Genomic DNA, 12173 nt, shown 5'->3' with positions numbered 1-12173 from the left:
TGCCTACCTGCTGGTCACGGAACATGATTCGTCGTCGAGCTGTGCTTCGTGGTAGGCCGGGACGCATTCGGCGGTCCCGGATGTCAAGCGCCCCACCATGACCGAGCGCACGTGGGCGGGCAGCGACGGCGCGAACTTGCGCACGTACGCGTCGGCCCACTCCGGCCGATCCACCAGGAAGGCGAAATCCGTGGTCATCATCGGCCGAACCACCAGCATCGGCAGCGGCGCGTCCAATGGCCGAAAATCCTTGTTCCACAATCCCGGTTGATCGCAGCCCGGATAAAACTGACCCAGCATGATGCCGCGTTCCACGAACTTGCTCTTGAATTCGGAGTGCACCTCGTCGATCAGCGTATAATCGTGCAAATTCGGAAAAACGGTGATCAAAGCCCGCAGCACGGAATCGGAACCGCCGTTCCCCGTGGGCAGTTGGGGATAGACCTCGAGGGCGTCGGCGATGATCGCGCGCACCCACATCGGCCGTGGCTCGGCCGCCGGTACCTGCGCCAACCACATCAGATCCCGCCGCAGCGACGGCTTGACGTACGGGCACACCGCACCGTCGCGCCCCAGTTCGTCGCTGGGCCTGGTCCGAAAGGAATCGGCCCAAGATCGAAAAGCCGCGACCGTGGGCCGGGCGGCCGAACAGGTTGATCCGATGTCCCCCAATGACACCCATTGCAGCCCCGAGCGGGGGCCGATAACACGCTCGCTCATGACTCACCTCGGATGATCGAGATACGGCAGAGAATGCGCCGTTCTCACACACCTAAATAGTGCGCCGGTCATGGGCCGTTAACACGAGTAGTCGCATACCCAATTTCGCTACGGTGCCTCGAATTTCGGGGGCGAAGGAAAAGAATAGACCGGTCAGACTTTGATCAGCTTTTCCCGCGAAACCAAGGTCACCAGCACCTCGTACCTACCCCCGAGTAGCCCGCTACTCAGCCGCGATCACGGCAGCACCCGGATCTGCTGCATCATGTCGTGGTCGGCGTGGTCGAGGTTGTGGCAGTGCCAGACGTACCCGCGAATCTCCTCGTGACCGGCCATCATGTCCCCGGACATCGCCCCGCTCGGCGACATCGCCTCGGCATCGGGCGGGACCGCGACGGGCGCGTCCGGGTCGAAACCGAGCTCCTCGACCGAGGGCCAACGCACCAGGACCCGGGTGATGGCGTCGGTCGGACATTCGACGGTGTCCTTCCACCCGGTCTCCCAGAGCGGCGGCAGCGTCTGCGGACCCAGGGCGAAGCCGTCGGCCGAGGGGGCCCAGCGGATACCGAAGGCGGGCGGCGGGTCGGCCATCCAGTAGTCGTAGGCATTGATCGACTGCCGGCCCAGCACGCGCATGCGGGCCAGATGAATATGGACCGGATGGTCGAACGAGGTGGTGTTGACGATGTTCCACTGCTCGACCGCCCCCGCCCGCGCGGTATCGATGTCCGTGCCCAGGAACGGCAGATTGTCGAGCACCCCCATGCCCGGGAAGACGGCCGCCTGCCGGGCGTCTTCGTTGTATCCCATCAGGGTCACGGTGCGCACCGAGTCCGGCTCGGGCAGCGGCCCCAGCGGGTCGGGCAGTCCGGGACCGCCGCGCAGCACCGAGGGGATCTCGGCGGGCGGCCCGTCCCCGGCCACCGTGAAGCGCATGATGTTGCGCAGCTCCGGGACCATGAAGAAGGTATTGCCGATGTCGTTGAGCGCGACATTGACCAGATCCACCACCTCCCCGTCGCGCAGCTCGCTGAAATCCACCAGCACATCGATGCGTTCGCCGGGGCTCACCCGAACGCTCGGCGTGACGATCGGCTCATCCAGCAGGCCGAGATCGCCGCCGATCACCCACAGCCGGGCGTTGGTGAGCGCAAAAACATAAGCCCGCGAATTGGATCCGTTCAGCAGCCGGAAGCGATACACCGTGCGGCGCACCTCGAAGCGCGGCCACACCACCCCGTTGACGCACGCCACGTCACCCAATTGCCCGGACTGGTTGTAGCCCTGCGGAAGATAGAGCCCCACCATGGGCTGCACGGTGCCGTCCGCGTTGAAGGTGCGGTCCTGCACGATCAGCGGCACCTCGAACTCGCCACTGGGCAGCCCGAGCGGGTTGTCCGCCCGGCCGGTGTCGAATTCGTCTCGCAGGTAGTACATCCCGGCCAGACCGGCCTGAATATTGAGGCGGGAGATGCCCATGGCGTGGTCGTGATACCAGAGTGTCGCCGCCTCTTGCCGATTCGTGTACGTGAAGCTCGGCCGTCCGCCATTGCGCCAGCCGACCAGCGGATGCCCGTCCGAACTCGGCGCGTTCACCCCGCCGTGCAGGTGGACGGTGAAGCGCGGATCGGTGCGGTCCAGCTCGGTCACGCCGTGCATGGTGAGATCCACGTGCTGGGCCAGCACGTGGGTGCCCAGGTCGTTGCGAAAACCGACGTGCGCCTGCCGATCCCGGCGCGCCTCCAGGCACGGGCCCAGCACCGGCCGGGAGAAGCCCCAGGCGCGGGTCTCCGGCAGCTCCCGGTGATAGCGGTGCATCCCCGAGGTCGCCGCCAATTCCCCTGCGGCCGGTATGGTTTCGGGGACCGGAAGCTCGTCGACGAAGGGCTGCAACGGCGGGGAGTGGTAGTTCAGCGGGGTGTACGGCGAGGACGGAAGGTAGGGCATGGGCAGCGGTGGCGGCGGCACCGCGACGGGATCGGCTCGCCCGATCCCGGTGACGCCGAGCCCGAGGAGACCGAGGGTTCCCGTGAGGAACCCCCGTCGCGGCAGGTTCTCGGCCATGCTCCGATTCTGTACCCGCGATTCCCATTAGTTGCGGATCCTCACGGTTTTCGTTATCCGATTGCTTCCCAAACCGACGATGCGGTGTGTTCCGGCCCTGCCGGTGATGGGACACCCCGACCCTGATCACCGTCGCGACCGCGACACACCTAGCTGCCGGTCGAGCAGGACTCGTCCTCCGGCCGCTCCTCGTAGGCGGGCACCAGGGCAGCCGACCGAGAAGTCAACCGCCCCACCATGACCGCCCGCACGTGCGCCGGCAGCATCGGCGCGAACTTGCGCACGTACGCGTCGGCCCACTCCGGCCGGTCCACCAGGAAGGCGAAATCCGTGGTCATCATCGGCCGGACCACCAGCATCGGCAGCGGCGCGTCCAATGGCCGAAAATCCTTGTTCCACAGGCCCGGTTGGTCACAGCCCGGATAAAACTGCCCGAGCATGATCCCGCGTTCGACGAATTTGCTCTTGAATTCGGAGTGTATTTCATCGATCAGCGTATAATCCTTCAAATTGGGAAATACGGTGATCAACGAACGCAACACGGAGGTGGAACTGCCGTTCCCCGTGGGTAGTTCGGGATAAACCTCCAATGCGTCGGAGATGATCGCACGTACCCACATCGGCCGCGGTTCCACCGCCGGCACCTGCGCCAACCAGAGCAGATCCCGCCGCATGGACGGCCGGACATACGGACAGACCGGCCCGTCCCGCCCCAGTTCGTCATTGGGTCGGGTCAAAAAGGAATCCGCCCAAGATCGAAATGCCGCCACCGTGGATCGGGCGGCAGGACACGATGATCCGGTGTCCCCCAATGAGACCCATTGCAGCCCCGAGCGGGGGCCGATAACACGCTCGCTCATGACTCACCTCGGATGATCGAGATACGGCAGTAGAAGGCGCCGATATCCGTACACCCTAAATAGTGCCTCGGTCATGGGCTGTTAACACGGGTAGTGCACTACCCAATTCCGGTACAGCGCCCCGAATTTCGGGGGCAATCAAATAAAGAAAAGACCGGTCAGGCATTGACCGGTCTTTCCAGTGAGCGACGAATCAGGCGCCGATGAGGCGCGCCGCCAGGTAGCCCTCCACCTGATCCAGCGCCACCCGCTGCTGCGCCATCGAGTCCCGTTCGCGCACGGTAACGGCCTGGTCCTCCAGCGTGTCGAAGTCGACCGTGATGCAGAACGGGGTGCCGATCTCGTCCTGGCGACGGTAGCGACGGCCGATCGCGCCGGCGTCGTCGAAGTCCACGTTCCAGTTCCGGCGCAGGGTCGCGGCCAGGTCCTTGGCCTTGGGCGAAAGGTCCGCATTGCGCGACAACGGCAGGACAGCCGCCTTGACGGGCGCCAGCCGCGGATCCAGGCGCAGCGTGGTGCGAGTCTCCATGGTGCCCTTGGCCGTCGGCGCCTCCTCCTCGTGGTACGCGTCCACCAGGAAGGCCATGAGCGAACGGGTCAGACCGGCCGCCGGCTCGATCACGTACGGGGTGTAGCGCTCGCCCGTCTGCTGATCGAAGTAGATCAGGTCCTTGCCCGAGTGCTCGGAGTGCGTCTTGAGGTCGAAGTCGGTGCGGTTGGCCACGCCTTCGAGCTCACCCCACTCGCTGCCCGCGAAGCGGAAGCGGTACTCGATGTCCACCGTGCGGGTGGAGTAGTGCGAGAGCTTCTCCTTCGGGTGCTCGTACAGGCGCAGGTTCTCCGGATCGATGCCCAGGTCGGTGTACCAGGCCATGCGGGTGTCGATCCAGTACTGGTGCCACTGCTCGTCCTCGCCCGGCTTGACGAAGAACTCCATCTCCATCTGCTCGAACTCGCGGGTGCGGAAGATGAAGTTGCCCGGGGTGATCTCGTTGCGGAACGACTTGCCGATCTGCGCGATACCGAACGGCGGCTTCTTGCGCGCGGTGGTGGCGACATTGTCGTAGTTGACGAAGATGCCCTGCGCGGTCTCCGGGCGCAGGTAGTGCATGCCCTCTTCGGACTCGACCGGGCCCAGGTAGGTCTTCAGCATCATGTTGAAGTCCTTGGGCTCGGTCCACTGGCCGACCGTGCCGCAGTCCGGGCACACGATCTTGTCCATCGGGACCGAGTCCGGGTCGTCGATCTTGTTCTTCTCGGCGTAGGCCTCCTGCAGGTGGTCCTGCCGGTGCCGCTTGTGGCAGTTGAGGCATTCCACCAGCGGGTCGTTGAACACCGCGACGTGGCCCGAGGCCACCCACACCTGGCGCGGCAGAATGATCGACGAGTCCAGGCCGACCACGTCGTCGCGGCTGGTCACCATGGACCGCCACCACTGCCGCTTGATGTTCTCCTTGAGCTCGACGCCCAGCGGACCGTAATCCCAGGCCGACCTCGTTCCGCCGTAAATCTCACCGCTCGGGTACACGAGACCCCGACGCTTGGCGAGATTGGCGACGGTGTCCACCTTCGACTTGGGTGCCACTGAACAGTTCTCCATCCGTGTCCGGAAGATTGCAAAGGATTAGGTCCAGACTATCTGCCGGGTGCCAGTGCTTTAACACCGTGTCGCGTTTGACATGCGCAACCCTGCATATAAGAATGGCATCGGTTTCCAATAAGGAGTTGGTTCGATGACCACGGACAGCGGCGCGCCCATCCGGCGCTCGCATGTCGCGACCGAGACCCCGGCCGCGATCCCGCACGACCCGTACCCCTACCGGTCGCCCCAGCCACCGGCGGTTCCCGCACGCACCGTTCTGGACTCGGCCGGAGAACTATTGCGCGCCCTGGCCGCCCCCGTGCGCATCGCCATCGTGCTGCAGCTGCGCGAATCGCCGCGCTGCGTGCACGAACTGGTCGACACGCTCGGGGTGACCCAGCCGCTGATCAGCCAGCACCTGCGGATCCTCAAGTCCGCGGGCGTGGTGCGCGGCGAGCGCACCGGGCGCGAGGTCATCTACGAGCTGGTCGACGAGCATCTCGCGCACATCGTCATCGACGCCGTCGCGCACGCCGAGGAGGGGTGAACCGTGGGAACCACAGAGAAGACCGTCGGGGTCCGCAGCACCCGCCAGCGCAGCGCCATCGCCGCCCTGCTGGCCGACATCGACGAATTCCGCTCCGCGCAGGAGCTGCACGACGAACTGCGCAAGCGCGGTGAGGGCATCGGCCTGACCACCGTCTACCGCACCCTGCAATCCCTCGCCGACGCCGGGCTGGTCGACGTATTGCGCACCGACACCGGCGAATCGGTGTACCGCCAGTGCTCCAGCGGCCATCACCACCACCTGGTCTGCCGCCGCTGCGGCCGCACCGTCGAGGTGGAGGGGCCGACGGTGGAGGCCTGGGCGGATTCGATCGCCACCGAGCACGGATTCACCGACATCAGCCACACCATGGAGATCTTCGGCACCTGCCAGAGCTGCTCCGAAGCCAAGAGCTGAGCACGACGACCGCGTGCCCCGGTGAAATTCACCGGGGCACGCGGCTTTTCGGCGAGCCGTCAGACGGCGGGAACCGGCTCGACGATCGGTTCGGCGACGGTCGCGCCCGAGGTGCGCGCGATGCCGATGCCGAGCAGGATGACAGCGACCGCGGCCCAGCCCAGCAGGACCGCCAGCGGACCGGCGATCGAGGCGTCACCGAAGAAGGCGACCGAGCGCAGCAGGGTCGCGGCCGCACCGGGCGGGAGCAGCTGCCCGATCGTGCCCCACGGCTTGGGCAGCAGTTGCGGGGCGGAAGTGGCTCCAGAGAAGGGGTTTCCGACCAGCAGCATGGTGAGGGCGGCGATCCCGATGCCCGGCTGGCCGATGGCGGCCGCCAACCCGGCCACGGTCCCAGCGACCGCGAAAGAGACCAGGCCGCTGATCGAGGCCATCGTCAGGTACCCGCCGGGCAGCAGGTGCAGCCAGCCCTGCACGATCGACATGCTCAGCAGCCCACCGGCGATCGCGAAGGTGGCCAGGCCGAGGGCGCGTGCCCGCAGCGACGGGACCAGTAGTGTCAGCAGCACTCCCCCGGCCAGACCGGACATGACCAGCGGGAGAACCATTGCGCCGAAACCGGTTCCGCGCGGATCGTGCGGATCGGCGGCGATCACGTCCTGCACGGGTGCGTCCTGCGCGCCGTTCAACTGTTGCGCGAAACCCGTGAGCTGCTGGGCCACAATCGGACTCGCGGCCGAGGCGATCAGCACGCGGGGACTTCCCTCGGTGAGTATGGCCCCGTATACATCCCGGTGCGCGATGGCGTCACGGGCGGCGGATTCGTCTGCGACGGTGCGGATGTCGAAGCCGCCGGGCTCCCGGGCGTTCAACTGCTGGGCGACCGCGGTGGCCTGCGGGCCGGTAATCGCGATGGGGAGATCACGGGGCGCGATGCGGGTGGCGGGCCACGCGAAGGCGATGAGCATGAGGGCCTGGATGGCCGCCGCGGCGAACCCTATCGCGAGGGCGATCCGGAAGGCCTTGGGGATTTGGGGGCCGGTGACGGGACGAGTAGTGCCGGAGGGGGCAAGCGTGGCGTTCATAGCACTCTTCCAAAGAAAGCGAAGGTTCGTTCTTTTTTGTTGGGACAAGGCTGACATCCGGCTGTCACCTTGTCAAGAACGGATATTCGTTTTACTTTGGGCGCATGCCCAGAGTCAGCGAGGAACACCTGGAACGCCGCAGGCAGCAGATCCTCGACGCCGCCCAGACCTGCTTCGCCCGCAAGGGCCTGCACGCCACCACCATGCAGGACGTCTTCGCCGAATCCGGCCTCTCGGCGGGCGCGGTCTACCGGTATTTCAAGTCCAAGAACGACATCATCGCGGCCCTCACCACCGAGGCCACCGTCGACCTGCGCGCCACCCTCAGCGAGGCCGTCTACAGTGACCCGCTGCCCACTCCCCCGGACCTGGTCCGCATCATGAGCGAGGCCATCATGCGCCTCAGCGCCCCCGGCGGCCCGGTCCGCATCATCCCGCAGGCGTGGGCCCTGGCCCTCACCGACGCCAATATCGCCGACTACGTCCGCACCAATATCCTCGGCATCCGCCGCCTCTGGTTCGACTACGCCAACCGCATGCGCGACGCCGGCTGGCTCCCCCCGGACGCCGACACCGACGCCGTGGCCAAGATCTTCCTCGGCCTACTCCCCGGCTTCATCCTCCAGCACCTCATCCTCGGCGACGCCGACCCCGAAACCTTCGCCCGCGGCATCACCCAGATCCTCCCCGACTACCGCCGCGCCGCCACCACCGAATCCACCCGCGCCTGAACACAATTCGGCGAACGCAGTGCCCCGGGACACCGGCCACGGCCCCTCGTCATTCCCCGGCATGCTCGTGGCCGGAATCCGCCCTCGTGGCCGGATCCCGGCCGAGAACACGCCGGGATTGCGGGTGAGACCCGGGTCCAATCACCTAGGGCAGCAAGCCTTGTCGCGCTCGGCTCGCACCGGAGAGGGTGAGCAGCAGGATGGTGGCCAGAGGTTCGTCCTCGAGGCCCGCGGCGGGGAAGGTGTAGCGGAGGATGACGTCGGCCTGCTTCTCGCGAGAGATGACGGTGAGGGTGCCGAACTGCAGGGCGGCGTTGCGCTCGGCGACGCGCTTGTGGAGTTGGGGTTTGATCGGGCGGTCCCAGGCCAGGATGCACATGAGGGCCAGGACGTCCAGGCCGGGCGACAGGTTGACGCCGCGCAGCGAGCACAGCGCGCCCTCGTATTCGAAGCCGAGTGCACCCTCCTCCTCGCGGACGTCGACGCCGTAGCGCTTGAGCAGGGTCTTGGCGCGGAGCTGGAGCTCCTCGGCGGGGGTGAGCTGGTCGGTCACTTCTTCACACCTCCGAAGCGGCGATCGCGCTTGGCGTACTCCAGGCAGGCGTCCCAGAGGTTGCGGCGATCGAAATCGGGGAAAAGGGTTTCCTGGAAGACGAATTCGGCGTACGCGGCCTGCCAGATCAGGAAGTTGGAGCTGCGCAGTTCGCCGGAGGGACGTAGGAACAGGTCCACGTCCGGCATGTCGGGTTCGTCGAGGTAGCGGGCGACGGTCGCCTCGGTGATCTTCTCCGGGTCGAGTTCCCCGGCGGCCACCCGGCGTCCGATTTCCCGTGCGGCATCGGCGATCTCGGCGCGGCCACCGTAGTTGACGCACATGGTGAGGGTCATCACCGTATTGTCCTGCGTCAGCTCCTCGGCGATCTCCAATTCCTTGATCACGCTGCGCCACAGGCGCGGTCGCCGCCCCGCCCAGCGCACCCGCACCCCCATCTCGTGCATCTCGTCACGGCGGCGGCGGATCACATCGCGGTTGAAGCCCATCAGGAAGCGCACCTCGTCCGGGCTGCGCTTCCAGTTCTCGGTGGAGAAGGCATAGGCCGACAGCCATTTCACGCCCATCTCGATGCAGCCCTCGACGGTATCCATGAGCACCGCCTCGCCACGCTCGTGCCCCGCCGTGCGCGGCAGCCCGCGCTCCTGCGCCCACCGCCCGTTGCCATCCATCACCAGCGCCACGTGCCGGGGCACGAACTCCGCCGGAATCGCGGGCGGCACGGCCCCCGACGGATGCGGCGACGGCGGCCGCACAACACGCTGCCCAGTCGAAGACCCGAGTTGCTCAGTCGATGACTTCCGGTTACCGATCACGCCCACCATCCTGCCCGACGCGCCGAATGCCCGGACGACACCCACACCATTCCCCCGGAACCCCCACATTTCCGCTACGGAGCGACCGACCGGCGCGCGATTCGGTGGCGGCCCGGGTCAGCCGATCGCGGCTTCAGCGCGCTCGATGGCCTCGTGCGGGCGGGTGCGTTCGATGAGTGGGAGGGTGCGCAATTGGCGTTCGAGGTGCCATTGCAGGTGGGCGGCGATGAGGCCGCTGGCCTGGCGGCGCATGGTGTCGGGGATGGCGTCGACGCCGGTCCAGTCGCCGCGGTTGAGGGCGCTGAGGTGGTCGAGGACGCCGAGCATGGGGGTGGCCGCACCGGGTGGGCGGCAGTGGACGCAGACCGCGCCGCCCGCGGCGACGTGGAAGGCGCGGTGCGGGCCGGGGGTGGCGCAGCGGGCGCAGTCGTCGAGGGCCGGGGCCCAGCCCGCGAAACCCATGGCGCGCAACAGGAACGCGTCGAGGATCAGTTCGTGGGGGCGGCGGCCCAGCGCGATGGCGCGCAGCGCGCCCGCGGTGAGGGTGTGCAGCCGGGCGGCCGGTGCGCCCTCCTCGCCCGCCAGCCGCTCGGCGGTCTCGAGCACCGCGCAGGCGGTGGTGTAGCGGCCGTAGTCGGCGACGATATCGGCGGCGAAGGTCTCCACGGTGTGCACCTGGGTGACGGTGTCGAGATTGCGCCCCGGATGCAGCTGCACATCCACATACGCGAAAGGTTCGAGCCGAGCGCCGAATTTGGACCGGGTCCGCCGCACCCCCTTGGCGACCGCGCGAACCAGCCCGTGCTGGCGGGTCAGCAGCGTGACGATGCGGTCCGCCTCGCCCAGCTTGTGCTGGCGCAGCACCACCGCATGATCCCGATACAACCGCACCGCAACAGTCTCGCATGCGGGACCGACCGGGCGGTGACGAGTCGCCGGGCGTGTGCCGATTAGTGGTTCGTTGGCGTGCGGTTGGCCGCGAATTCCATGCTGGCGGCGAATCGGGAAGGCCGGGCACGACTCGGCGGACCCGGACCAACCGCCTCGGAGGAGGACCCATGAGCCGCCAGACGCCCGCCGCCGGTTCACGCTGGGCGGCCGCATCGTCCGGTCCCCGCTCCGCCCGGATCGCCCGCCGACTCGGCAGTCCTTGCGCGACAGTCCCGTCCGGCTCAGCCGATCCGTCAGCCTTTCTCCACGCGAGCCCGATCCCGGCGTGCCGGGCCCGGCGCGCCGGGTAGAGCGTCGTGCGGCCCGGCGTCCGGCCCGGGAGGGGTGGGCCGGGCTCCGGACCTCACGACGGTGATCCATACGACGAACGTTGGACCTGTGACCAGACTCGCGCTACGTTACTCGCGGGTACGGAAGAGACGGGATTCACATGACGATGGCGTCGATTGGCGAGCTCGGCCTGGCGGAACTCGCCGCGGCACTGGCGAACGGCACACTCACCTCGGTCGAAGCGACCACGGCCGTGCTGGATCGGATCGAGGCGAGCCAGGACGCGCTCAATGCCTTCCGAATCGTGCGCCGCACCGAGGCCCTCGCCGAGGCGGCCGCGGCCGACGCGAAACTCGCCGCCGGAGAACGCGCCCCACTGCTCGGAGTGCCCCTGGCCATCAAGGACGACACCGATCTGGCCGGTACCCCTACGGCTTTCGGCTGCGGCGGCGACTTCCCCGCGAAAACCGAGGACGCGGAAGCGGTCCGGCGACTGCGCACAGCCGGTGCCGTGATCGTCGGCAAGACCAATACCTGCGAGCTCGGTCAGCTCCCGTTCACCAGCGGAGACGCCTTCGGCCACACCAGGAATCCGTGGAGCGCCGACCACACCCCCGGCGGCTCCTCGGGCGGCTCGGGTGCGGCCGTCGCGGCCGGATTGGTGCCCGCCGCACTGGGTTCCGACGGCGCGGGCTCGGTGCGCATCCCCGCCGCCTGGAACAACCTGGTCGGCATCAAGCCCCAGCGCGGTCGCATCTCCACCTGGCCCCTGCCGGAAGCGTTCCACGGCTTGACCGTCAACGGCCCGCTGGCCCGCACGGTCGCCGACGCCGCCCTCCTCCTCGACGCCGCCGCCGGCCCCCACCCCGGCGACCGCCACACCCCGCCCGCCCTGCGCGTCTCCGACGCCGTCGGCCGCGATCCCGGCCGCCTGCGCATCGCCCTCTCCCTGCGAATCCCGTTCACCGCCACCAGAACCGAACTCGACCGCGAGGTCGAGGCCCGCGTCCACGCCACCGCCGCCGCCCTCCGCGGCCTCGGCCACGAGGTCGTCATCGCCGACATCCACTACGGCGTCCTGGCCGGCGCGACCTTCCTCCCCAGGTCCCTGACCGGCGTCAACCAGGCCCTGCGACGTCTTCCGGGCGCACAGGTGGACCCTCGGACCACCCACAACGCCACCGTCGGCCGCCTGCTCTCCCCCCTGCTGTTCGCCGCCCGCCGGGCAGAACCGTTGCTGCGCCTGCGAATCGGCCGCATCTTCAACGATTTCGACCTGGTCCTGGCCCCCACCACCGCCACCCCACCGCCCGGCGTCCACGAAATCGACAACATCGGCAACTGGGCCACCGACGAACTGATCACCGCCGCTTGCCCTTACACCTGGCCCTGGAACGTCCTGGGCTGGCCCGCCGTCAACATCCCCTCCGGCTTCACCGATTCCGGCCTCCCCGTCGGCTCCCAACTCATGGGCCCCGCCAACTCCGAACCCCTCCTGGTCTCCGTCGCCACCCAACTGGAATCCGAACTCGCCTGGCACAACTCCCGCCCCACCCCCTACTGGTCGCAGCCCTGAAA

At 67.7% G+C, this 12173-nt stretch carries 12 protein-coding genes; 4 read left to right on the top strand and 8 right to left on the bottom strand.

From position 1 onward, the window contains the following. Positions 1-3: 3 nt before the first annotated feature. From NS2_RS05350 to NS2_RS05335, 4 genes are all read right to left on the bottom strand, one after another. Positions 4-720, bottom strand: coding sequence for a DUF6875 domain-containing protein (locus NS2_RS05350; RefSeq protein ID WP_033086210.1), 717 nt, complete (start codon positions 718-720; stop codon positions 4-6). 237 nt (positions 721-957) lie between these two features. Continuing rightward, complete coding sequence (locus NS2_RS05345; RefSeq protein ID WP_033086209.1) at positions 958-2784, bottom strand: multicopper oxidase family protein; 1827 nt, start codon at positions 2782-2784, stop codon at positions 958-960. Positions 2785-2933: 149 nt separating this feature from the next. After that, positions 2934-3644, bottom strand: a complete 711-nt coding sequence (locus tag NS2_RS05340) for a DUF6875 domain-containing protein (RefSeq protein ID WP_033086208.1) — start codon at positions 3642-3644, stop codon at positions 2934-2936. A gap of 193 nt (positions 3645-3837) precedes the next feature. Further along, positions 3838-5229, bottom strand: coding sequence for a glycine--tRNA ligase (locus NS2_RS05335; RefSeq protein WP_033086207.1), 1392 nt, complete (start codon positions 5227-5229; stop codon positions 3838-3840). Positions 5230-5377: 148 nt separating this feature from the next. Between NS2_RS05335 and NS2_RS05330 the strand changes: the two genes are divergently transcribed. Both NS2_RS05330 and NS2_RS05325 read left to right on the top strand, forming a co-directional pair. Beyond that, positions 5378-5773 (top strand): ArsR/SmtB family transcription factor, encoded by a 396-nt coding sequence (locus NS2_RS05330; RefSeq protein WP_147207093.1) that lies wholly within the window; start codon positions 5378-5380, stop codon positions 5771-5773. Between the two features lie 3 nt (positions 5774-5776). Further along, positions 5777-6190 carry a Fur family transcriptional regulator gene (locus NS2_RS05325; protein ID WP_033086205.1) on the top strand — a complete coding sequence of 138 codons (414 nt, stop codon included), beginning with the start codon at positions 5777-5779 and terminating at the stop codon, positions 6188-6190. A 59-nt stretch (positions 6191-6249) separates the two neighbouring features. Here NS2_RS05325 and NS2_RS05320 read toward each other — a convergent pair whose 3' ends face one another. Continuing rightward, positions 6250-7275: an ABC transporter permease gene (locus NS2_RS05320; RefSeq protein WP_228102690.1), complete on the bottom strand. Its 1026-nt coding sequence runs from the start codon at positions 7273-7275 to the stop codon at positions 6250-6252. Positions 7276-7379: 104 nt separating this feature from the next. Between NS2_RS05320 and NS2_RS05315 the strand changes: the two genes are divergently transcribed. Next, positions 7380-8006, top strand: a complete 627-nt coding sequence (locus tag NS2_RS05315) for a TetR/AcrR family transcriptional regulator (RefSeq protein ID WP_045436532.1) — start codon at positions 7380-7382, stop codon at positions 8004-8006. Between the two features lie 145 nt (positions 8007-8151). Here NS2_RS05315 and NS2_RS05310 read toward each other — a convergent pair whose 3' ends face one another. The 3 genes from NS2_RS05310 to recO form a co-directional block, all read right to left on the bottom strand. After that, the gene (locus NS2_RS05310; RefSeq protein ID WP_033086204.1) at positions 8152-8559 is read right to left on the bottom strand and encodes a hypothetical protein; all 408 of its coding nucleotides are present in this window, start codon (positions 8557-8559) and stop codon (positions 8152-8154) included. After that, on the bottom strand, positions 8556-9383 hold the full coding sequence (locus NS2_RS05305) for an isoprenyl transferase (RefSeq protein ID WP_045436529.1): 828 nt from the start codon (positions 9381-9383) through the stop codon (positions 8556-8558). Before NS2_RS05305 ends, NS2_RS05310 begins: the two co-directional genes overlap by 4 nt. A 108-nt stretch (positions 9384-9491) precedes the next feature. Further along, a complete protein-coding gene (gene recO / locus NS2_RS05300) occupies positions 9492-10265 on the bottom strand; it encodes a DNA repair protein RecO (RefSeq protein WP_033086202.1) in 774 nt (257 codons plus the stop codon). A gap of 496 nt (positions 10266-10761) precedes the next feature. Between recO and NS2_RS05295 the strand changes: the two genes are divergently transcribed. Continuing rightward, positions 10762-12171 carry an amidase gene (locus tag NS2_RS05295; protein ID WP_228102689.1) on the top strand — a complete coding sequence of 470 codons (1410 nt, stop codon included), beginning with the start codon at positions 10762-10764 and terminating at the stop codon, positions 12169-12171. The last annotated feature ends 2 nt before the right edge of the window (positions 12172-12173 follow it).

This window comes from Nocardia seriolae NBRC 15557 (genome assembly GCF_007990715.1).
GTDB lineage: Bacteria > Actinomycetota > Actinomycetes > Mycobacteriales > Mycobacteriaceae > Nocardia > Nocardia seriolae.
Note: the sequence above shows the minus strand (reverse complement) of the source record. Positions and strands in the feature narration are given on the sequence as shown.

What these genes read in the sequence shown, in the direction of transcription:
- NS2_RS05350 (WP_033086210.1), bottom strand. Translation starts at nt 720, where the DNA reads ATGAGCGAGCGTGTTATCGGCCCCCGCTCGGGGCTGCAATGGGTGTCA.
- NS2_RS05345 (WP_033086209.1), bottom strand. Translation starts at nt 2,784, where the DNA reads ATGGCCGAGAACCTGCCGCGACGGGGGTTCCTCACGGGAACCCTCGGT.
- NS2_RS05340 (WP_033086208.1), bottom strand. Translation starts at nt 3,644, where the DNA reads ATGAGCGAGCGTGTTATCGGCCCCCGCTCGGGGCTGCAATGGGTCTCA.
- NS2_RS05330 (WP_147207093.1), top strand. Translation starts at nt 5,378, where the DNA reads ATGACCACGGACAGCGGCGCGCCCATCCGGCGCTCGCATGTCGCGACC.
- NS2_RS05320 (WP_228102690.1), bottom strand. Translation starts at nt 7,275, where the DNA reads ATGAACGCCACGCTTGCCCCCTCCGGCACTACTCGTCCCGTCACCGGC.
- NS2_RS05315 (WP_045436532.1), top strand. Translation starts at nt 7,380, where the DNA reads ATGCCCAGAGTCAGCGAGGAACACCTGGAACGCCGCAGGCAGCAGATC.
- NS2_RS05305 (WP_045436529.1), bottom strand. Translation starts at nt 9,383, where the DNA reads ATGGTGGGCGTGATCGGTAACCGGAAGTCATCGACTGAGCAACTCGGG.
- NS2_RS05295 (WP_228102689.1), top strand. Translation starts at nt 10,762, where the DNA reads ATGGCGTCGATTGGCGAGCTCGGCCTGGCGGAACTCGCCGCGGCACTG.